The organism is Ignavibacteriales bacterium (assembly GCA_016709155.1).
Classification (GTDB): Bacteria; Bacteroidota; Ignavibacteria; order Ignavibacteriales; family Ignavibacteriaceae; genus JADJEI01.
This window is the reverse complement of record JADJEI010000006.1, coordinates 58,763-80,625: the sequence shown is the minus strand read 5'-3', so window position 1 is coordinate 80,625 and position 21,863 is coordinate 58,763. Positions and strand designations below refer to the sequence as shown.

The window sequence follows — 21,863 nt, the reverse complement described above, 5'->3', positions numbered from 1 at the left end:
AATAATAGCAACAAGGGAGATATTATGAATAAAATTTACTTTTTTATTCTGTTTTTTATTCTGCCAATTTCTATAATTGCACAAATATCTAACAGTGAATGTTTTAACTGTCACTCAAATCAATCACTTCAAATGATAATAACAATAGAAGGAGGCACGGAAATTATTCCATTATATGTAAACGAAACAGCTTACAATGGAACTTTACATGGTCAACTTCAATGTGTTCAATGTCATACAGATATTACCGCTTCTAATTTATTCACTCACTCTACAGGTGGTGCAAATGCACTGATAAAATATTATGGATCGTGGGCAAGGTTTTCTAAGAGCGATACCACGACTAATGCAGATGGCTCGCCGAGAACAAGAAATTATTATACAACCGCTTCTCTATCTTGCACAAATTCAGGTTGTCACGCTTCTAAAAATAATTTCACTTCTACAAGGCACCATACCATCTCAAGGTTGAAAGGCTCACACACAAAAGATGTTAATGGCGACATTGTTGGTGAGAATTACGATAAATCTTGCAGTCGTTGTCATACAACCTGCGGCACCTGTCATTTCGAAACTTCCAAGTATCAGAAAGTTGCCGGAGATGTTTTAGCAATATGGGATAGCTTGCAGACTCTTGGTGAAACTCCATTCCCAAATGCTGCGGCTATGACTGAATGGTCAATGGATTGGACTACAAATGTTGAATCTCACAATTTCGTAACACCTCAGCAGCTAACGGCTGATAATGATGTATGCAGATCCTGTCATGTTGGTTATTATCGTCCTGCTACTTACGGCTACTTAAGTGAAGATCCTCCTTACCCGACTGCAAACGGTACAAGTATAAAAAGGCATCCGCAGTATTATGAATTATTACAAAGCGATGCTCATAGTGCTTTGACATGTGCAAATTGCCATAGTGATGTTCACTCCTATCCAGATGGAGATTTTGATTGGCAGCTTGAGGGAGATGTTATTTGTCAAGATTGTCACAGTCCGGTTGACCATTATACTCAACACACTTCAGTTGACTGTATTTCCTGTCATGCTACAGGTTTTGCCCGTTCTGTTGGACAGGATGGACATGATGTTTGGCGCTGGCCTGTTAACGATCGCGTTAGACCATATGCAGTAAAATACAAAGAAGGACTAAACTGGTATCCGCATAATATTGAAAAACCAGATCCTGTTACTTCTTGCGCTGCTAAATGTCATGACAATGGGAATCTAATTGGGGCTACCGTAACTGGTTTAATGGTTGATAATGAAATTCCAACAAAATATTTGCTGGCTCAGAATTATCCTAATCCATTCAACCCGGCAACTCAAATTACTTACTCAATTCCGAAAACTTCAATGGTTTCTATAACAGTCTATAATGGTGTTGGCGAAACGGTGGATGTTCTCATAAACACTGAACAACAACCCGGTAATTATCTTATAACCTTTAATGGGGAAGGGCTTGCCACAGGTATGTACTTTGCAACTATCAAGGCTGAGGGATTTGTACAAACAATCAAAATGATGCTGCTCAAATAGTTACTCGTTTAATGTTACATTCAAAACCGCTCTATATTCAGGGCGGTTTTATTTTAGTAGCACGGACAATTCTGTCTGTGCCTTCAATAGATGAATATTAATGACTGATTATTTCTACTTTCTATTAGAGGCAGCAGGATATTTTTTAATCCAGTCAACTAATTGTTAAATTATTAATTTCTCAACGGGAATAATCCCGTTGAGAATATTCAAAAGTATAACGTGCTCACCAATTAAACGTTTTCTATTAATACGTGATTAATGGGATAAAATAATCTATTTGATCTTATTGTCATTTCGATTTGTAATACAAATCAGGTCTCATCATCCCGCTGTGGTGTTCAAACTTCATTGTTATCGCCATAGCTCTCCTCCATAGATTTCCCCCTTCCTCACCTAATAATTTATCCTGTTCTTCGCTGAATGTTGCCCAATCTATCTGACTTTTAGCAGGCTGAACAAACAATACCATCGGCATATCAGTTCCAATTCCACCAATATAAACCCGGTAGCCTTGTTCTATATTCTTCGAGGAATAAAGAGCCTGGTATTCTTTTAATATCTGAATCATTTCATTTTCTTTACCCGGTATTGGATATACATAATCTAAATGCCTGAAGTTAGCTCCTTCGTCCGGGTTTAATCCGTATTTTGCTTTATAAGATAAATCATTCCTTAAAGTCAGCAGGAAGTTTTTATGTGAAGCATAACATCCATCAAAACCGCTCATAACTTTAGTGAATTTATCCTTCCCGACTTTCTCCATCATATTACTTCTCATATCAAAATATTTTGCCAATCCTTCGTAATCTTTAACGGGGGTGACATAACTGTATGTGAATATATCGGTCTGCAGTGCAGTGTATGAGCCTTCCACATTTGATTCCTTCATCATACCGGCAAAATCTGATGCAGCTTTTTCATACTTATCTGTCATATATGGATAAATGACATCTTCGTGGATAAGATAGAGTTCCGAGTCAGGCAATCTCTCTTGCGCATTTATTGTGTAACTATTAGCTGCCAAAAGAAATAGGAATACTAAAAGAACAGTGAATCTTGAAAACATAGAGCCTCCTTGAAATTGAATTAAATGAAAGTAATTATTTATTTGAACAGGACACAAACTTTAATGATTATTTATTGTCAATATTTTTGCAGAACTAATTTTTATCAAACTATTCTGTGACTATACGTTTTAAGTCCAATATTCCTGTAAGTTGATAAACTCGTTTAACATAAAAACTTTAATATTGAACTAACACACATAATGAAGCCGATAATATTTTAAAGTATTATTTGCCGACATTTATTTTAATTGGAAGGAACCTTGTAAATCACTCAATGTCTGAGTTCAACATAGTGAGTAATTAGCTGATTGTCAATAGTGAAGATTGACTTATTTAAATTGTAAGTCTAACTTTCAGTCGAATTCATTAATAATTCTTTAATAATTGAAAGCGGGTATAAAATGAAATCAACTACTTTATGAAACAGAAGTTAATTCAAAAAGCCATGCCTTTCGCAAAATGGAAATTCGACTATATTAAAATGGATGGGATTTAGGATGGCTTTATTTCGCTTCTAACTATTTAACACTAAAATAATATTTAAGAATAATTTTCCCTTTAACTTTAATCTGAAAAAATAAATATGAAAGGATTACTATGGAATGTAAATCAATCGCATTAGTTGCACACGATAACCGTAAGAAAGACCTTGTAGAATGGGTCGAATGGAACTATAAAGACCTGATCGAACATAAACTGATATGTACGGGTACTACTGGCTCGATGGTAGAAAATGCTCTTAAGAATAAAATCGGAAAAGAAGCTAAGCTTAAGTTTGAAATAAGAAAATTAAAATCAGGTCCTTTAGGTGGTGACCAGCAATTGGGCGCTTTAATAGCAGAAGGGAAAATTGACATAATTATTTTCTTCTGGGATCCTATGGAGCCGCACCCTCACGACGTAGATGTAAAAGCCTTGCTCAGAATTGCGGTGCTTTACAATTGTCCCACAGCCTGCAATAGGGCAACAGCAGATTTTATGGTATCATCAAAATTTTTCAACGAAAAATATGCACCGATAATTAAAGACTACTCGGGCTACATAAAAAGAAATATTAATATTGAGGAGTGATTGTACTATTCACTGATTTGTTCAACCGAGCAGCGCTTAAATCATTTTAATACTGAAGCTATTTTTTATTTGATTAATATTTCCATTTGGGTCTGAATAGGGAATAAAAATTTTATCTGAAATTTCTGCAGCACTTCGAACGCATTCCTCGCCCTTCCTTTTGCGAAAGGGAAGGTAATACTCCTTATTAAAATTATGCAATTGTTTATACTACACTTCGACCCTGTTAGAAGTGTTGTTCTTCCTTTAAATGTGTTTTTTACTTTCCTACTTACCTATAGACCTAGAAAAGATTAAGTCTTATGTTTATTCCGTAGCTGTTGCGATTCTATTTCGTTAATCTTACGCTATTCTTACGCTAAACATACGCTTTAATTATAGCTCTATTTAGCTTCTAATTAGGTAGTAATTCTGTCTATAGAACACTGCTTACCTAAATAATTTTAATATCAATAAAATAAATTGAAATTGAATTGTAATGAGAAGGATTTTTATATAACTAAAGACAATCCCTATCACCTATTAGGCAAGTTGATCCTACAGAAAAGCAAACCGTTAAAACGGTTGGCAGTTAAATATTTTTTAAGTTCTCAACGGGATTTGGCTTGCCATCCCCTTGAGAAATCCCGTTGAGATGTAAATCAAATGATGGTCAACCGTTTCAACGGTTTCATAGTTCAATTAGTAAACCAGAGTATTCAGAATTATGCAAAAACATCCAATATTTTTACAAAAAAATTATTATAGACAGATGTGCTATGGAAGGGGAATGGCTACCATAAATTGGAAGTTAGATATTGAATTCTTAATTTTATAAATTAAAAAGGATATTGAATGGATAGTTTTGTTGGAGTAGATTATTTTAATATTGAATCACTCCTGAGTGAGGAAGAAATCTTAGTGCGCAATACTGTGAGGGATTTCGTTTCACAAGAAATAATTCCTATAATTGAAAAATGTAATCGTGAGTCAAGGTTTCCGCTGGAATTATTACCCAGGATGGCAAGTCTTGGCATTTTTGGTCCAACCCTGCCTCAAAAGTACGGCGGAGCAGAAATGAACAATGTAGCTTATGGTTTGGTTATGCAGGAATTGGAAAGAGGGGATAGTGGAATACGAAGTTTTGCTTCCGTACAAAGTGCTCTTGTTATGTACCCAATATTCACATTTGGAAGTGAGGAACAGAAAGAAAAATGGCTACCTTTATTAGCTAAAGGAGAAAAGATAGGCTGTTTTGGATTAACCGAACCTGATCATGGCTCAAATCCAGGCGGAATGGTAACGAAGGCAGTTAAAGTGGATGGCGGTTACATTCTGAATGGAGCAAAGATGTGGATTACTAATGGTACAATTGCTGATATAGCAGTTGTTTGGGCAAAGCTGGATGGACTTGTAAAAGGTTTCTTATTGGAAAAAGGTATGCAGGGATTCACTGCTCCCGAAATGAAAGGCAAACACTCGCTGCGTGCATCAGTTACTTCAGAATTAGTCTTTGATAATGTTTTTATCCCTGATAGCAATTTATTACCTAAGACATCAGGTTTGAAGAATCCTTTAATGTGTCTGAATCAAGCAAGATATGGAATTGCTTGGGGAGTTGTTGGAGCTATGATGGCTTGTTATGATTCTGCTTTAAACTATTCAAAAACAAGGATTCAATTCGGTAAACCTATAGCTTTTTTTCAACTAACTCAGGGTAAACTTGTTTATATATTAACTGAAATTACAAAAGCTCAACTATTAAATATGCAATTGGGAAGATTAAAAGATAAGGGAAAGTTGAAACATACACAGGTTTCAATGGCTAAACGAAACAACTGTGAAAAGGCTCTTGAAGCTGCAAGGATTTCAAGAGAAATATTGGGAGCAAATGGGATATTAGACGAATACCCTATAATGAGGCATTCTGCAAATCTTGAAAGCGTTAAAACTTATGAAGGTACTCACGAAATGCATACTCTTATTATTGGTGAAGACATAACCGGCTTTAGTGCTTTTGAATAAACAATTAATTGTGTATAAATAATATTTAAGAGAATTTATTATGCTGAATAAAAAATTAATTCAAGAAGGATTGACTTTCGACGATGTGCTTCTTGTCCCGGCAAGATCTAATGTTTTACCAAGAGAAGTTAATTTAGAAACTAAGCTAACCGCTGATATTAAGTTAAATATACCGATTATATCTGCTGCGATGGATACCGTCACGGAATCCAAGCTTGCAGTAGCTATAGCCAGGGAAGGGGGAATTGGGATTCTTCATAAAAATATGTCTATTGCTGAGCAATGTGAGGAAGTTGATAAAGTTAAGCGATCTGAAAGCGGGATGATTAGAGACCCGGTTACTCTTACTCCGGACAGAACAATTGGTGAAGCACTTGAGAGCATGAAAAAATACAGGATATCCGGCATTCCTATTGTTGACGGACAGTTTAAGTTAGTTGGTATTCTTACTAATCGTGATCTGCGTTTTAATCCTAATAAAAAATTATTAGTCAGCGATTTGATGACCAAGGAAAACCTGATCACTACTTCAGTCGGAACTGATTTAAGTAAGGCAGAAAGAATTTTAGAAAAGTATAAGATAGAGAAACTTCCAGTTGTGGATAACAAAGGTGTTCTAAAAGGTCTCATCACATTTAAAGATATATTAAAGAAAAAAATGCATCCTTCAGCGTGCAAAGATGAACATGGCAGGTTAAGAGTTGGAGCAGCAGTCGGGGTGACTTTTGATTCTATTGATCGTGTGACAGAATTAACCAAAGTTGGTACGGATGTTATAATTATTGACACTGCACATGGTCATTCTGAAGGTGTATTAAAGACATTAAAATCTATTCGTAAAAAATTTAAGTATATTCAACTAATCGCTGGTAATATAGCCACTTATGATGCGGCAATTGATTTATTAGATTGTGGAGTTGACGGTGTTAAAGTCGGGATTGGTCCTGGTTCAATTTGTACTACAAGAGTAATAGCAGGTGTTGGAGTTCCTCAGATTTCGGCTATTGCAGATGTTTTTAGGGCAGTAAAGTCAAAAGGATTACCAATAATCGCAGATGGTGGTATACGACACACGGGCGATATACCAAAAGCAATTGCGGCAGGAGCAGATTCGGTTATGATTGGAGGACTTTTAGCCGGTGTTGAAGAAAGCCCCGGTGAGACAATTCTTTATGAAGGACGAACGTTTAAGTTATATCGCGGCATGGGTTCTCTTTCTGCAATGAAAAAAGGCAGCAAAGACAGGTATTTCCAGGATGCTGAAGAAGACCTTGCCAAGCTTGTGCCTGAAGGTGTTGAAGGCAGAGTTCCTTTTAAAGGTCCTTTATCTGAAACGGTTTATCAATTTGTCGGAGGCTTGAGAGCAGCGATGGGTTATTGCGGGACGCAGGATATAAATTCGTTAAAATTAAAATCTAAATTTATTAAAATTACATTAGCCGGACTAAAAGAAAGCCACCCCCATGATGTTGTCATAACTAAGGAGGCTCCTAATTATCATGTGTGATTCATCATTTGACATTTTCTTCAGAATCGTTAGCTCTAAAAATGTTTAAAGTTTTAGTTATCGCATACTATTTCCCTCCGCTCGGCTTAAGCGGCGTGCAGAGAACAGTTAAATTTGTGAAGTATTTACCTTCGAATAATTGGTCGCCAACAGTTCTGACTTGCGGCGATATTGCTTATTACTCCTATGATAATGACCTGTTGGATGAAGTAACTAATAACGATATTAAGATCGTTAGAGTGAGCGGAAAAGAAATAAATTCAAGACTTCGAAAAAAAGGTACTACTAAAATGCCTTCCGAATTTATGCGCAAATTATTGAATCGGCTTAGCCAGACATTTTTTATCCCGGATAATAAAATTGGATGGTCAAAGAAAGCCATTATTACAGCAAGACAGTTACTTAAAAGTGAAAAGTTTGATGGAATCTTTGTCACCGCACCTCCGTTTTCAAGCTTCCAAATGGCTTGTAAACTTAAAAAGGAATTTAACCTTCCTTTAATCGTTGATTACCGCGATCTCTGGTTTGGGAATCATTTTAGTTTTTATCCAACTCCATTTCATTCCTTACTTCACAAGCGAATGGAGTACAAATCTCTTAGGACAGCCGATAAAGTCATAACTATTAACCGAAGAATGAAAGAGAAGCTCATCGAGACTTATAAATTCCTTACGTTTAAAGATGTTTATATAATTCCGCAAGGCTTCGATCCAGCGGATTTTGATGGCATAGTTTCAGAGAAGAAACTTAAATCTAAGATGATCATAATGTATTCTGGTATTTTTTATGAATTCATCACTCCAAAATTTTTTCTGAAAGCATTTAAATTATTAACGATCGAACGACCCGAGATTGCTGCCAATATTGAGCTTCATTTTACAGGTTTTTTACGTAAAGAAAACCGGAGACTAATTAAAAAATTATCGCTGCAGGAATATGTTAAGGAGAATGGTTACCTTTCTCACCGCACTTCATTAATAAAGACTATGAGCAGCGATATTTTATGGTTAATGGTCGGCAATGGCAAAAATGCTGATACTGTTTCCACTGGAAAAGCTTTTGAATATTTTGGCACTCGCAAACCTGTCATTGCTTGTGTTCCGGATGGTCCGCTTAAAAACTCTTTGGAAGAATACGGTGCTGCATTCATTACCGATCCTGACAACATCGAACAAATCAAAAACACCATTGTGAAAGTTTATGAATTATACATCAAGAATAATTTACCCGTTCCTAATGAAGAATTTATATTGACACTTCGAAGAGATTATTTGACAGAACTATTAACAAAGCAAATGCAGTTTTTATTAAGATCATGAAAAAGAAAAATGTTTTGCTCATAGGTTCCGGCGGCAGGGAACACGCTCTCGCTTATAAAATTTCTCTTAGCAATTCTCTTAATAAATTATTTATTTCACCCGGTAATCCGGGAACAATTCCTGTCGGTAAAAATATTTCTATTGATATTAACGATCCAACCGCACTCATTAATTTCTGCAATAAAAATGAAATTGACCTTGTTGTAGTTGGTCCCGAGCAGCCTTTGGTTGACGGCTTAGCAGATGCTCTTAGAGCAAATGGATTTCTGGTTTTCGGTCCTTCAGCAAAAGCGGCTGAGATTGAATCACATAAATCTTTTGCAAAAGGATTAATGAAAAAATATTCTATTCCAACTGCCGAATATGAAAAATTTAGTTCCTCCGAAATTTTCGAGGCAAAACAGTATATTAAAAAATCTGCCTACCCCTTAGTGATTAAAGCTGACGGCTTAGCTGCAGGGAAAGGAGTTATCATTTGTTCAAATCAGGATGAAGCTGATAAAGCAGTTGATGAAATATTTGTTAATAATATTTTTGGTGTCTCCGGTTCAAAAATAATCATTGAAGAATTTATGCAAGGCGAAGAAGCCTCCATCTTCGCCGTTACAGATGGTGAAAAATTTCTCTGCCTGCCTTCTGCTCAGGATCACAAAAAGATAGGGGATAACGATACAGGTAAAAATACAGGCGGCATGGGTGCCTATTCTCCTGCTCCAATTATTACGAATGAATTATTGGAAGATATCAAGCGAACAATAATTTCACCTGTACTCAATGCACTTAATCTTGAAGGTAGAAAATTTATTGGGTGTCTTTACGCAGGTTTGATGATTACTGAATCAGGTGCCAAAGTAGTTGAGTTCAATTGCCGTTTTGGCGATCCGGAGACACAAGCAGTTGTGTTAACACTGAATGGTGATTTCTTGCAGCTTTTGTACAGCGCTGCCAGCGGCTGCTTAGATACGGAGTGTTGTCGTTACAATGGAGGGTCTGCGGTTTGTGTTGTGGCAGCTTCCAGCGGATATCCCGATAAATATCAAAAGGGCTTTGAAATAACAGGACTTGATTATAAAGAGGATGGGGTGATAATATTTCAATCTGGGACAAGAGAACTTGATGGTAAAATCCTCACCAATGGTGGAAGAGTTCTCGGAGTTACTGCTTTTTCAGAATCCCTAAATATTCGTTCTGCTAAAATAAAGGCTTATAAAGCACTAAACCATATCCACTTTAAGGACATCTATTTCAGAAAAGATATTGCTGATAAAGCACTGAACAAAATCTGACTTTCCTTCCTATTTTTAATTATATATTCATATAATTTTTTCAACAATTTTAATTTTTAGCATGATTCCTTTACACGTTCATTCGTGTTACTCACTGCTGCAAGCCCCTGTTCGCTTAGATGAACTACTCAATAAAGCTGTTCAGTTTAGTCTCAGTTCTATCGCTTTAACTGATATTGATGCTATGTATGGACTTATTCAATTTGCTAAGAAAGCAATTGAAAGGAATATTAAACCCATCCTTGGTGCTCAAATTACACAGCCGAATTCTCAGGATATCTACGCATTGCTGCTGGCAAAATCTAATGAAGGCTATAAAGAATTATGCAGAATGATCACAGCAAGGCAATTGAATGAAAGCTTTAATTTAGTTGAAGCATTGAATCAACGAAGTGAAAATCTGTTTGTAATCTCTAACTCAATTTCTTTATTAAAACAGGTTGAAGACTTTGAAAGTGTTTATTGTGAATTAATAGATTCCAAAAATTATAAAAGAAGAAACCGTGAGCTATTTGACGTTTCTACTAAACTTCATATTCCCGTTGTCGTGACCAATCCGGTGTATTTTCTTAATGAGGATGAATACTATCTACACAAAACATTATGTGCGATTCGTTTAAATAATAATGTTGATGATCTTTTAGTTACAGATTACATGGATAGTGAATTTTACTTTAAATCTCCAGCAGAGATTGATTCACAGTGGAAAAACTTATCAGAGGCTGTTTCAAATACATTTAAGATAGCCGCTCAATGTAATGTTGACTTAAAATTTAATCAGTACAAATTTCCCAAGTTCAAAACTCCAGCTAATCACACGTCGCATTCTATGTTGAGAGAAATATCATATTCGGGATTAAAGCAAAGATACCCCGCCTTGTCAAAACCTGCTGTAGATAGATTCGAATTAGAACTTTCAGTGATCGAAGAACTTAATTTTTCAGATTACTTCTTAATTGTTTGGGATATAGTACTCGAAGCAAAGAAGCGCGGAATGATGACCATTGGCAGAGGCTCCGCCGCTAACAGCATCATTTCATATTGTCTTCATCTTACCGAAGTTGATCCAATAAAATATAACCTTTACTTTGAAAGATTTTTAAACAAGGGTAGAAGTTCCCCTCCAGATATTGATATTGATTTCTCGTGGAAGGAGAGGGATGAAATTATTAAATATGTTTTTGAAAAATATGATTATCAAAATGTTGCAATGATTTCTACTCACATTACTTTTAAAGCACGCTCAGCCTTTAGAGAAGTAGCAAAGACTTTTGGATTAAGTGATAGGGAAATATCTGAGTACAGTAAAAAAATTCCTTGGACAAATGCAAATAATCTTCCAAATGTCGCCGGTTTATTTCCTGAGTCGCGGGGATTAAATTTTAATATCGAGCCCTGGAAAACAATTGTCAATATTGCTTCAAAGCTTTCAGATCTACCGCGTCATTTAAGTATTCACCCCGGCGGAATTGTAATAACCCCTTCGCCTATTACCGATTATACAGCCGTTCAATATGCAGCTAATAAGGGAGTGGGATTAATAATTACTCAGCCGGATATGTATTCTATCGAAGATCTTGGTTTGATAAAGATTGATTTGTTAAGTCAAAGATCTTTAGGAGTTCTTAGAGATACAATGAGTATGATTGAAAAGAATCTTAATAATATTAATCCCGAATCAATTTGATCGCACTGGTTTTACCAATCATTAAAAGAATGGACATAAGAAGTAAAACAATATTTTCTACTAATTTCTTAAAACCGATTGGATTTACGGTTGAATCTCCAAAGCATCCGCAATCTATTTCAAGACCGCGAAACATTGAAATTACAATCAGTAGAATGAATAATGTAAGTAAGCTCGAAATGATGAATGAATTTTCTCTCACTGCAATTCCGAATATCAACATCAGCCCGCTGACCACCTCTAACCATGGAATAAATACAGCGAAGAAATTAATCAGTATTTCCGGGAAAAGTTTGTATGCATTTATTGATTCTGCAAATGCTGAAGGTGAATTAATCTTTTGGGCACCGGCATATAAAAAAACAAATCCAACGATTACTCTAAGAATTAATAACAAGTATTTATTTGATAAAAAATTATTCATACAATGTACTATCTAACCGGCTCTGAAGGATAATTAGCTTTTTCCCATTCTTCCCAACCGCCTGTAAAAACAAATATTTTTCGGTAACCAGAATCAACAAGTATTTTAGCGAGCATATCACTCATATCACAATCAGGACCGTTACAATAGACAACTATTGGTTGATTGACATCTATTGTTTCTAAAATCCTTTTGTAATCTTCAAATTGAAAAACGGGAAGACTTACTGAGTTCTTTATGTGGGAATAATCATAGTCACTTTTATTTCTTGCATCAACGAATAAAATGTTTTGTAAGTATAACTTGTAGGCTTGGTCAAGACTTATCGAATGCGGCTCAGAAAATTCGGATTGTTGATTTGATTCATCTATTATATTTTTTTTCTTTTCGATTGGGTTATTTAATTCTTTTTTAGTCGAATCAAGTTGTATGATGTTCTTCTGCTGCTTACTTGAATTATTTTTAGGTGATAGGTCAACCGAATCAATTTTAATACTTGATGAAACTGAATCAGCAGTCAAAGTATTTATCAACGAATCATTTGCAGCAACATATTCTATTTTACGTTGCAGAAGATTTATCCCATCAACATTAATATAATTATACGAGAACGCTATCAATAGTGAAAATGCAAATATCCTAATAATGTTTGCGTAGTTTAATTTCATTGGGAGAATTTGAATTAGTTTTTTATACTAAATCTTATTTAATGAACAAGAATGAATTTTATTATTGATTTAAGATAAGAAGATTTTTTCTACTTCTACAAATTTCACTTTGTTAAACTTCATTTCAAACTTACACCAAATTGTTCTAAAGAATTTTTACAAACGCATAAAATCCTATTGATTCAAAAAGGCTTAATATTTTTTATAGATTCTCGATAATTATTCGGGGAGAAAGAATTGAAATTATGATGAGTATTAAACTTGGTAAGAATAAAAACCAGTTTAACTCTAAACTTACTTGAAAAAAGATTGTACCGAAGGCCGGACTCGAACCGGCACCTGGTGTAAGCCAGACTGGATTTTGAGTCCAGCGCGTCTACCAATTCCGCCACTTCGGCAATCATTATTTTTGTGTCCAAATTTAAGGAAGTATTTCCCTTTAAACAACGTTCTTTGGGATTTTTAGTAGAAAACTCAATAAAAAAATTGATCATGCTAATTTATCTTTTTAATCGAACATTATGGCATGGTAATTGTTATACTTAATTAAAAAAAGGAGCTCAATATGAAACGTGATAAAACTAAAAGGGCAAGAACGAAGAATCACAAAAAAGAAATGATTCTTTCAATTCCTGAATGGGAAACCGTTGATATTTATTCTCTTGAGGAGATTGAGGATTTGATTGATGAATATCATATCCCCGAATTATCAATGATCGAACAAATCGAAAAGCCTAAAGAACTCATATTTGATTAATCTTATAGGAACACAAATGAGTAAAATCTACATAGGTGTAGACGGTAATTATGAAATACAGGATGATGGTACTATTATTCAGCGGGTTGTTAAAAGGATCGGCGAAAATGATACCGTAAAGAAAATTTACACTGATGTGAAAAAAATACCTAATCCTATGGATCGGGTAAGTGTTGAATATCTTGTTCAGGTTACCAACATTTACAAATTCGCCGGCAGCAATTGATTGAACGGTTTTTTGGCTCAAATATCTATACTTGGATTTACAACTACAATGTGTAATCCTCCATATTAAAATATAGTATTAAAGCCAAAGTGAAAATATGTCTATCCAAAAACAAAATAAAAAATCGTTCAGTTCTACCACCTCACTGGAGGAATTGAAAAAGCAACTTGTTTACTATAAAAACCTCGCTGAAATTTTCCGCCTCGTTGCAGATAATTGCCCTGATATGCTATGGGCAAAAGACCTAAACGATAGATACATTTTTGCCAATAGAGCGATTTGTAATAATCTACTAAACGCTGCCGATACTACTGAACCGTTAAATAAAACCGATCTCTTTTTTGCTAAAAGAGAAAGAGAGCGCCATCCCAAAGAACAACTGTGGCATACGTTCGGAGAGATTTGTCAGGACACTGATCAAGTAGTCAAAAAAAATCTAACGCCTACAAAGTTTGACGAATCGGGAAATGTTAAAGGAAAATTTCTTTTTCTTGATGTTCACAAAGCACCGTTATTCGATGATAGTGGAAAGCTTATCGGCACAGTTGGCAGCGCAAGGGAGGTGACAAAAGAAAAAGAATCCGAAAAAGTTCTTAAAGATGCATTAGAAAAATTTCAACTCATATCTGAAAACTCACAAGATATGATATGGATACGTGACCTCCAGCTAAATTTCAAATTTGTAAGCCCCGCGTGTCTGAAAGTGAAAGGATTTACAGTTGAAGAAACGATGAATCAAAAATTGGAAGAGACTCTTACTCCTGATTCATTGGAAATACTCTCTCGTATTCTTACTGAAGAATTACAAAATGAGAACTTGCCTGGAATAGATAAAAACAGAACCCGTACGGTTGTGCTTCGAGAAAAATGCAAGGATGGAAGATTAATCTGGACGGAAACTGCTTTAAGTTTTATTCGTGACGAAAATAAAAACGCCAACGCAATTTTAGGAATTACCAGAGACATAACTAAACGTAAACAAACTGAAGACGCATTGCTGAATAGTGAAGCAAGATACGTCGCATTGATGAGTGCTTTCCCTGATCTAGTATTCGTTACTGATAGAAATGGTTTCTGTCTGGAATATTATGCGCCTGATTTCATTCCACTGCCTTTTCCCCGATCTGAAATTATTGGTAAAAATCTAAAGAGTATTTTTACCCAGATCAATTTTCCGGATCTTCAAAAAATGTTTGATGATTATTCAGTAACAGGGAAGGTTCAGATTAAGGAATATGAGGCTCAACTGAATGGGGAAAGGAATTTTTATGAAATAAGATTCGTTCCTTTTCAAAAAAATAAGGTTCTAAATATTATTCGAAATATTACAGATCTTAAAAAGGCGGAAAGTTTAAAAGAGGTCTCATACAAAATTGCTGAAGCGGTAAATTCGGTAAATAATCTGAAAGAACTTTTTAGCTTCATTCATCAATCAACTCAAAAAGTTATGCGGGCAAAAAATTTCTATATTGCTCTGTACAATCCGGAGAAACAAGTAATAGATTTCCCTTACTTTGTTGATGAAATTGATGAACCAGTTGCAACAAAACCTATTGAAAAAGGTCTAACAGAATATGTTCTTCGAACCGGAAAAGCATTACTTGCAACACCGGATATTTTTAATCAATTAAGAATAAATGGCGAGGTTGACTTAATCGGTGAAGACTCGGTTGATTGGCTTGGAGTACCGTTAAAATCAGATAATAAAATTTTTGGGGTAATTGTTGTCCAATCTTACGAACAGAATCTTCGTTATACTGAAGCTGATCAAAGGCATCTTGAATTCATAGCCAATCAGGCAGCGCTTGCAATAATTCGTAAGAAAGCTCAGGATGAACAGAACAAACTGATAAGAATTCTATCTGCTTTGTCAAAAGCCGAAGAAATTCTTCTAACCAAAAATGATTATAATAACAATTTAAATACTGCATTAAAACTTATCGGCGAGGCTGTACAGGTTGATAGAGTTTATATCTTTGAAAATCATTACGATAAAAAAAATAATGAGAATTTAATGAGTCAGAGATTTGAGTGGTGTTCGGATAAAGCAGTTCCCCAAATTCAGAATCTTGATCTTCAAAATCTGTCTTATGAAAAAAATTTTCCAAGCTGGTATCAACATCTTTCACAGAACAGATATATCACAGGATTAGTTCGTGATTTCCCCGAAGCAGAAAGAAAATTGTTCGAGGATGAAAACATACAATCAATAATAATTTTTCCTATATTTCATGAAAATTATTTTTGGGGATTTATCGGTATGGATGATTGCGGGAGCGAACGACAGTGGTCTGAAACTGAAATTGCAGTACTATCAGCGATGGCGAATAATATCAGCAGTCTTATTAGAAAACAAAATTTCGAATTGGAATTAAGCGAAAGCGAAAAAAATATAGACTGCTCGCAGAAAATATTGCCGATGTTGTTTTTACTTTTGATTTGAATCTGAATTTCAAGTACGTTAGCCCTTCCTGTAAATCACTTACCGGATATACCCCCGAAGAAATTTATCAATCCAACATCGAAAAAGTTCTGACGAAAAAATCGTTTGATAATGCACTAAATGTGTTAAAAGAAGAAATTCAAAAAGATCAAATGAACGGCAATGGAGTAGATTATCCGAATCGAATGTTAGAGGTGGAGTTTATTCGCAAAGACAATAGCACTGTATGGTGTGAGGTCAAAACTTCTTTCATCCGGAATGAAGCTGGTCATGCCAGTCAGATTTTAGGAATTGCGCGTAATATCACAATTCGACGTCAGGCGGAACTGGAAATGCTAAGATCGAAGGAGAAAGCTGAGGAAATGAATAAATTAAAATCTAATTTCCTCGCAAACATGAGCCATGAACTTCGTACTCCATTAACCGGCATACTTGGTATTTCTGAATATTTAACTGAAGAACTTCAAGGTACTGAATATCAGGAAATGGTGGAGAGTATTCATGGAAGCGGAAAACGACTTCTGCAAACTCTTAACTTAATCTTGAATCTCTCTAAAATTGAATCTGAAAAATATGAAATCAGAAAGCAAACCATCTCTATATCAAAAGTCATTAAAGAAATTCGTTCACTCTTTCTAAAGACTGCTGAAAAACGGGGATTAAAATTAATTATAGATTTAAAAATAAATGGACAGCTATTCGTAACTGATGAAAAACTATTTCGTGATATTCTTATCAACCTTGTTGAGAATGCAATTAAATATACTCTTTCCGGCAGTGTAATTATTGAAGCTAAAAAAATAAACGGCGTATTAATAATCAGCGTGAAAGACACAGGCATTGGTATATCAAAAGAAAAAATTGATCTGATATTCGAACCATTCAGACAAGTGAGCGAGGGAATTGGAAGATCGTTTGAGGGCACCGGCTTAGGACTAACAATAACAAAAAAATACGTAGAAACACTTAATGGAAATATTTCAGTGCAAAGCAAATTAGGCGAAGGCACATGCTTTACTATTGAATTTCCACTGCTGGAAGATTTTAGTGAAGTGGAGTTACCAGATGAATTATTTATAAAAGATATCCCTACTATTAATAAACCTCGGGAGCCATTAAGTAGTAATATAAAAAATATTTTAGTGGTTGACGACGATAGTACAAACCTAATGCTGGTTAAAATGTTTTTAAATAAAACTCATGATGTTCATACTACTACTAATAGTCAGGATGCTTTGGAACTTTTAACCAAATATAAGTTTGACATAATATTAATGGATATAAATCTTGGTAATGGGATTAGCGGTTTAGAAGTTATTCAAAAAATTAAATCGAACGCTAACTTTACTAACATCCCGATAGTTGCCGTAACTGCTTTTGCTATGTCCGGTGATAAAGAAGAATTCCTGTCTAAAGGCTGTTCACATTACATCTCTAAACCATTTAATCGTAACGATCTTCTCAATCTAATCGAATCAATCTGAAGTAGCCCATCCTGCTGTCCTCGTTTTATCAATTATACTCTGTAGTTCCAAACTCATTATCAATAGTTTGCTTATATTTCTAATAAAAATAATTTTAAAAAATTAAATTGAAAAAATGGAAGCAATCATAAATGAATGATAATCTTAATCCCGCTAAATCCAAAAACTTTATCTACGAAATCATAGATGAAGATTTAAAAACGAATAAATGGAACGGAAATGTTCATACAAGATTCCCACCTGAACCTAATGGCTATCTTCATATCGGGCATGCAAAATCTATTTGTTTGAATTATGGAATAGCTCGTGATTACAATGGTAAATTCAATCTTCGATTCGATGATACTAACCCTACCAAAGAAGAACAGGAATATGTTGATTCAATAATAGAAGATGTTAAATGGCTCGGCGGCGATTTTGAAGATAGAATATTTTTCGCTTCAGATTATTTTGATCAAATGTATAAATTGGCGGTTAAACTTATTAAAAAAGGTAAAGCCTACGTTGATGATTCTGATCCTGAAACAATGCGCGGTTTACGCGGAACTATCACTGAAGCAGGAAAAGAAAGTCCTAATCGCAATCGCTCAATCGTAGAAAATCTTGATTTGTTCGAGCGGATGAGAAAGGGTGAATTCAAGAATGGCGAAAAAGTTCTTCGTGCAAAAATAGACATGACTTCACCAAATATGCTTCTTCGCGATCCGGTTATGTACCGAATCATTCATTCAGAACATCATCGTGCAGGAAATAAATGGTGCATCTATCCAACTTATGATTGGGCTCATGGACTTGAAGATTCTATCGAAGGAATTACTCATTCTATTTGTACCCTCGAGTTTGAAGTACACCGTCCTTTGTATGATTGGTTTTTAAATGAATTAGAAATTTATCATCCGCAGCAGATTGAATTCGCAAGGTTGAATTTGAACTACACTGTAATGAGTAAACGCAAGCTTCTTGAATTAGTCGAGCAAAAATTTGTTGATGGTTGGGACGATCCCCGTATGCCGACTATTTCTGCATATCGCAGGAAAGGATATACACCTGAAGCAATTCAGAATTTTGCAGAGATGATCGGAGTAGCTAAAAGAGATGCTATGACAGATGTTGCTTTACTTGAGTTTGCAATTCGTGAGTATTTGAACAAGCGTGCTCAGCGGGTAATGGCAGTTCTCGATCCACTAAAAGTTGTGATAACGAATTATGATGGGGAGGAAGAACTTGAAGCGGTAAACAATCCTGAGGATGCTGAAATGGGTCATCGTAAAGTTCCTTTCTCAAAAGAGATTTACATTGAGAAAAGCGATTTTATGGAAACTCCACCTAAGGGGTTCCATCGCTTGGTTCCAAATGGGGAGGTTAGATTGCGCTATGCGTATATTATTAAATGCGATGAAGTAATTAAAAATGAAAGCGGGGAGGTAATTCAACTCAACTGCAGCTACGATCCCGATACAAAAAGCGGAACAGGGACAAGTTCAAAAAAAGTAAAAGGAACAATTCACTGGGTTTCAGTTCATACCGCAATTGATTGTGAGGTTCGGTTATATGATAGACTTTTTACTATTGAAGACCCGGCAGGAGAGAAAGAAAAAGATTTTAAAGAACTCATCAATCCAAATTCACTTGAGATAATTCCAAATGCCAAACTTGAGCCATCTGTAAAATTTGCAAAGATCGGAGATCGTTTTCAGTTTGAAAGACAGGGATATTTTTGTGTTGATACAAAATATACAACAGAAGAAAAACTTGTTTTCAATCGCACGGTAACTTTAAAAGACACTTGGTCAAAAACCGGTGGTAAGAAATAAAAACGTTATTCGAAAAAAATAATATGGCAAAAGAAAAAACCAAAAAATTGTACTCAGTCATTACTGGCGATATTGTTAAATCATCTAAATTATCTTTAGATAAACATAAGCTTTTAATAAAAGTTATGAAAAGCTGTTCCAAAGAGATTTCTAAAGTCTTTCCTGACGCTTTAAGATATGAACCTGAATTATTCCGCGGTGATAGCTGGCAACTGCTTATAAAAAATCCCGAGTTAGCCCTTAACATTGCATTATTTTACCGGGCTTATCTAAAAGCAAAAATGCAGCTTGATTCAATTGATGCAAGGATGGCAATTTCAATTGGTACTGTTGATTTTATTGAGTCATCTTTTGGTATTGGAGATGCTTATAAAATTTCCGGGAAAGCGCTGGATAAAAAAGGTAAACGAAAAATGAAATTTGTTTCAGATGTCCTTCCAAATTCCAATGTTCTTGATTTGATTATCCAAAACACAGATTTCATTTCTGCAAGATGGACAAGTAAGCAAAGTAAAATTGCGTTGTTGGCTTTGCAAAATTATAGCCAGAAAACAATTGCAGCTAAACTTCGTATAACTCAATCCGCTGTATCGCAGCAGATGGATGCTTCAGGATGGACGATTGTTGCTGATAATGTTGCTTACTTTAGAAATATTGTGCTTGCTGCTTCAATACCTGTTAAAAATAAGAAATGATGATACAGGCTTAAAAGCTTGTTTTTTCATAATACAACCTTAAAAGGTTGTATTTACTAATTACAACCTTTTAAGGTTGTAGCATTTGTTAGTTATAGTATGAGACTTAAAAATAATGATATAAGCTTTTAAGCTTATAACTATACTATATTAGCTTTTAAGCTTATATCACTTTATTACAAAATTGATGATTAATATTTGATGAACAATATGTTAGTTCAATTTTTAATTCCATTACTAATGGCGCATTTTATTCTTCAAACGGATGAAGATGTAAAACGCAAGCAAAGCATTTTAGTGTTTAGTAAACACATTGTACTTGTTACGATACTGAGCTATTTATTACCACTAAAGTGCTATTAAATCTAAACTGCAAATATTAAACAGATATCTTTTGAATTGCTGTGTCAATTCTTTTCAAAACTTCATCCTTACCAAGAATAAAAAGTAAATCAAACATTCCCGGTCCGGTGCTTTGACCCGAAACAGCTAACCTTAGCGGGTGAATCAGTTTTGCTTTTCCGATTTTTAATTCTTCGGCTGCTTTCGTAATAATGTGTTCAAAATCTTCTATAGTTGGATTATCATATTCAGCTAATTCATTTTTGAATTTATGCAATTGTGCAGGAGTTTCGGGTTTCCAGTTTTTCTCCACAGCTTTTTGTTCGTATTGTGAGGGAGCTTCATAAAAGTAAATACAGTTATCAATGAACTCTTTTACAAATGATACTCTTTCCTTCATTGCTTTGATAATCATCAGCAAGTAGATGTCAGAATAAAACTGATCTTTGTATTTTGATTTCTGTAATTCTTCATTCAGCAAATTAAGTAATTCACCTTCCGACTTTTTTCTAAGATGCTCGGCATTTAACCAATGCAGCTTTTGCAGATCAAACACCGCTCCTGATTTATTGACTCGTTCAAGGGAGAAATTATTAATCAAACCATCAATGTTATAAAATTCTCTATCATCCCCTGCATTCCATCCCAGGAGAGCTACAAAGTTGATAAGAGCATCCTTAAGAAAACCTTTTTCGCGATAATCCTCAACTGCAACATCGCCCTGTCGCTTACTTAATTTTGAGCGATCAGGATTCAATAGAAGAGGGAGGTGCGCAAACTTTGGACGATCCCACCCAAATGAATCATATAATAAAACGTGTTTTGGAGTTGAGGAAAGCCACTCTTCACCGCGAATTACGTGAGTGATTTTCATTAAATGATCATCAACTACATTTGCAAGATGATAAGTCGGATAGCCATCGCCTTTAATTAATATTTGGTCATCAACATTATTACTTTCAAACTCAACATGCCCGCGAATTAAATCATCGAACTTAATCGATTGATTCTGCTCAATATTTAATCTTACAACATTGGGAATTGAGGCGCTTAAGTTTTTTTCAACTTCTAGTTTAGATAAATGAAGGCAATGTTTGTCATATTTTGCTTGCGGCAGTTTTTGTTTCTCTTGCTCTTCGCGTAAAGATTTTAATCTTTCCGGAGAACAAAAGCAATAGTATGCTTTCCCTTTAGCGATTAATTCATCAGCGTATTTTTTATAGATATCTAATCTTTGTGACTGAAAGTAGGGTCCAAACTCTCCGCCAACTTCGGGTCCCTCGTCATAGTGTAATCCAGCCCACTTAAGTGCCTTAATTAACTTTTCGACAGCACCTTCGACATAACGGTTTCGATCTGTATCTTCGATTCGCAAAATAAAAGTGCCGTTATTCTTTTTTGCAAATAAATAATTGTATAGTGCGGTTCGCAGTCCGCCAACATGCAGATAACCTGTTGGGCTTGGCGCAAACCTCACGCGAATTTTTTCGGAGTTCATAATTTATTCTTGAATGATTAGGGAATCAA

Annotated in this window: 17 protein-coding genes and 1 tRNA gene; 13 read left to right on the top strand and 5 right to left on the bottom strand. The window is 35.1% G+C overall.

Features of this window, described 5'->3' with window-relative positions; genetic code table 11:
* Positions 1-24 precede the first annotated feature (24 nt).
* A complete protein-coding gene (locus IPH11_10890) occupies positions 25-1,539 on the top strand; it encodes a T9SS type A sorting domain-containing protein (protein MBK6914118.1) in 1,515 nt (504 codons plus the stop codon).
* Between the two features lie 292 nt (positions 1,540-1,831).
* Here IPH11_10890 and IPH11_10885 read toward each other — a convergent pair whose 3' ends face one another.
* Positions 1,832-2,608, bottom strand: coding sequence for a hypothetical protein (locus IPH11_10885; protein ID MBK6914117.1), 777 nt, complete (start codon positions 2,606-2,608; stop codon positions 1,832-1,834).
* Between the two features lie 598 nt (positions 2,609-3,206).
* On the opposite strand from IPH11_10885, the gene IPH11_10880 reads away from it, so the two are divergent.
* The 6 genes from IPH11_10880 to IPH11_10855 all read left to right on the top strand — a co-directional run bounded on the left by IPH11_10880 (position 3,207) and on the right by IPH11_10855 (position 11,483).
* On the top strand, positions 3,207-3,680 hold the full coding sequence (locus IPH11_10880; GenBank protein ID MBK6914116.1) for a methylglyoxal synthase: 474 nt from the start codon (positions 3,207-3,209) through the stop codon (positions 3,678-3,680).
* Between the two features lie 834 nt (positions 3,681-4,514).
* Positions 4,515-5,684 carry an acyl-CoA dehydrogenase family protein gene (locus IPH11_10875; protein MBK6914115.1) on the top strand — a complete coding sequence of 390 codons (1,170 nt, stop codon included), beginning with the start codon at positions 4,515-4,517 and terminating at the stop codon, positions 5,682-5,684.
* Positions 5,685-5,727: 43 nt separating this feature from the next.
* Positions 5,728-7,191: an IMP dehydrogenase gene (gene guaB, locus IPH11_10870; GenBank protein MBK6914114.1), complete on the top strand. Its 1,464-nt coding sequence runs from the start codon at positions 5,728-5,730 to the stop codon at positions 7,189-7,191.
* A 41-nt stretch (positions 7,192-7,232) separates the two neighbouring features.
* Positions 7,233-8,510, top strand: a complete 1,278-nt coding sequence (locus IPH11_10865; GenBank protein ID MBK6914113.1) for a glycosyltransferase — start codon at positions 7,233-7,235, stop codon at positions 8,508-8,510.
* Entirely contained in the window at positions 8,507-9,796 is a 1,290-nt protein-coding gene (gene purD, locus IPH11_10860; protein ID MBK6914112.1) for a phosphoribosylamine--glycine ligase, read from the top strand. The genes IPH11_10865 and purD overlap by 4 nt, the downstream gene beginning before the upstream one ends.
* 61 nt (positions 9,797-9,857) lie before the next feature.
* Positions 9,858-11,483, top strand: a complete 1,626-nt coding sequence (locus tag IPH11_10855; GenBank protein MBK6914111.1) for a DNA polymerase III subunit alpha — start codon at positions 9,858-9,860, stop codon at positions 11,481-11,483.
* Here IPH11_10855 and IPH11_10850 read toward each other — a convergent pair.
* The 3 genes from IPH11_10850 to IPH11_10840 form a co-directional block, all read right to left on the bottom strand.
* A complete protein-coding gene (locus IPH11_10850) occupies positions 11,464-11,907 on the bottom strand; it encodes a DoxX family membrane protein (protein MBK6914110.1) in 444 nt (147 codons plus the stop codon). The two genes, IPH11_10855 and IPH11_10850, sit on opposite strands and share 20 nt — an antisense overlap.
* Before the next feature lie 8 nt (positions 11,908-11,915).
* Complete coding sequence (locus IPH11_10845; GenBank protein MBK6914109.1) at positions 11,916-12,575, bottom strand: hypothetical protein; 660 nt, start codon at positions 12,573-12,575, stop codon at positions 11,916-11,918.
* Between the two features lie 312 nt (positions 12,576-12,887).
* Positions 12,888-12,973: transfer RNA gene (locus tag IPH11_10840), tRNA-Leu, on the bottom strand.
* Positions 12,974-13,140: 167 nt separating this feature from the next.
* Between IPH11_10840 and IPH11_10835 the strand changes: the two genes are divergently transcribed.
* The 6 genes from IPH11_10835 (at position 13,141) to IPH11_10810 (ending at position 19,994) form a co-directional block, all read left to right on the top strand.
* On the top strand, positions 13,141-13,332 hold the full coding sequence (locus tag IPH11_10835) for a hypothetical protein (GenBank protein ID MBK6914108.1): 192 nt from the start codon (positions 13,141-13,143) through the stop codon (positions 13,330-13,332).
* Positions 13,333-13,348: 16 nt separating this feature from the next.
* The gene (locus IPH11_10830; protein MBK6914107.1) at positions 13,349-13,558 is read left to right on the top strand and encodes a hypothetical protein; all 210 of its coding nucleotides are present in this window, start codon (positions 13,349-13,351) and stop codon (positions 13,556-13,558) included.
* Positions 13,559-13,655: 97 nt separating this feature from the next.
* Positions 13,656-16,001: a PAS domain S-box protein gene (locus IPH11_10825; GenBank protein MBK6914106.1), complete on the top strand. Its 2,346-nt coding sequence runs from the start codon at positions 13,656-13,658 to the stop codon at positions 15,999-16,001.
* Positions 15,998-17,485, top strand: a complete 1,488-nt coding sequence (locus IPH11_10820; protein ID MBK6914105.1) for a response regulator — start codon at positions 15,998-16,000, stop codon at positions 17,483-17,485. Before IPH11_10825 ends, IPH11_10820 begins: the two co-directional genes overlap by 4 nt.
* A gap of 131 nt (positions 17,486-17,616) precedes the next feature.
* Positions 17,617-19,299 carry a glutamine--tRNA ligase/YqeY domain fusion protein gene (locus IPH11_10815; GenBank protein MBK6914104.1) on the top strand — a complete coding sequence of 561 codons (1,683 nt, stop codon included), beginning with the start codon at positions 17,617-17,619 and terminating at the stop codon, positions 19,297-19,299.
* A 23-nt stretch (positions 19,300-19,322) separates the two neighbouring features.
* A complete protein-coding gene (locus IPH11_10810; protein MBK6914103.1) occupies positions 19,323-19,994 on the top strand; it encodes a hypothetical protein in 672 nt (223 codons plus the stop codon).
* Between the two features lie 379 nt (positions 19,995-20,373).
* On the opposite strand, the gene IPH11_10805 is transcribed toward IPH11_10810, so the two are convergent.
* Entirely contained in the window at positions 20,374-21,834 is a 1,461-nt protein-coding gene (locus IPH11_10805) for a glutamate--tRNA ligase (GenBank protein MBK6914102.1), read from the bottom strand.
* Between the last annotated feature and the right edge of the window lie 29 nt (positions 21,835-21,863).

Bases quoted from the DNA above. Each gene is read 5' to 3' on its own strand.
- IPH11_10890 (MBK6914118.1), top strand. From the start codon at position 25: ATGAATAAAATTTACTTTTTTATTCTGTTTTTTATTCTGCCAATTTCT.
- IPH11_10885 (MBK6914117.1), bottom strand. From the start codon at position 2,608: ATGTTTTCAAGATTCACTGTTCTTTTAGTATTCCTATTTCTTTTGGCA.
- IPH11_10880 (MBK6914116.1), top strand. From the start codon at position 3,207: ATGGAATGTAAATCAATCGCATTAGTTGCACACGATAACCGTAAGAAA.
- IPH11_10875 (MBK6914115.1), top strand. From the start codon at position 4,515: ATGGATAGTTTTGTTGGAGTAGATTATTTTAATATTGAATCACTCCTG.
- IPH11_10865 (MBK6914113.1), top strand. From the start codon at position 7,233: ATGTTTAAAGTTTTAGTTATCGCATACTATTTCCCTCCGCTCGGCTTA.
- purD (MBK6914112.1), top strand. From the start codon at position 8,507: ATGAAAAAGAAAAATGTTTTGCTCATAGGTTCCGGCGGCAGGGAACAC.
- IPH11_10855 (MBK6914111.1), top strand. From the start codon at position 9,858: ATGATTCCTTTACACGTTCATTCGTGTTACTCACTGCTGCAAGCCCCT.
- IPH11_10850 (MBK6914110.1), bottom strand. From the start codon at position 11,907: ATGAATAATTTTTTATCAAATAAATACTTGTTATTAATTCTTAGAGTA.
- IPH11_10845 (MBK6914109.1), bottom strand. From the start codon at position 12,575: ATGAAATTAAACTACGCAAACATTATTAGGATATTTGCATTTTCACTA.
- IPH11_10835 (MBK6914108.1), top strand. From the start codon at position 13,141: ATGAAACGTGATAAAACTAAAAGGGCAAGAACGAAGAATCACAAAAAA.
- IPH11_10830 (MBK6914107.1), top strand. From the start codon at position 13,349: ATGAGTAAAATCTACATAGGTGTAGACGGTAATTATGAAATACAGGAT.
- IPH11_10825 (MBK6914106.1), top strand. From the start codon at position 13,656: ATGTCTATCCAAAAACAAAATAAAAAATCGTTCAGTTCTACCACCTCA.
- IPH11_10815 (MBK6914104.1), top strand. From the start codon at position 17,617: ATGAATGATAATCTTAATCCCGCTAAATCCAAAAACTTTATCTACGAA.
- IPH11_10810 (MBK6914103.1), top strand. From the start codon at position 19,323: ATGGCAAAAGAAAAAACCAAAAAATTGTACTCAGTCATTACTGGCGAT.
- IPH11_10805 (MBK6914102.1), bottom strand. From the start codon at position 21,834: ATGAACTCCGAAAAAATTCGCGTGAGGTTTGCGCCAAGCCCAACAGGT.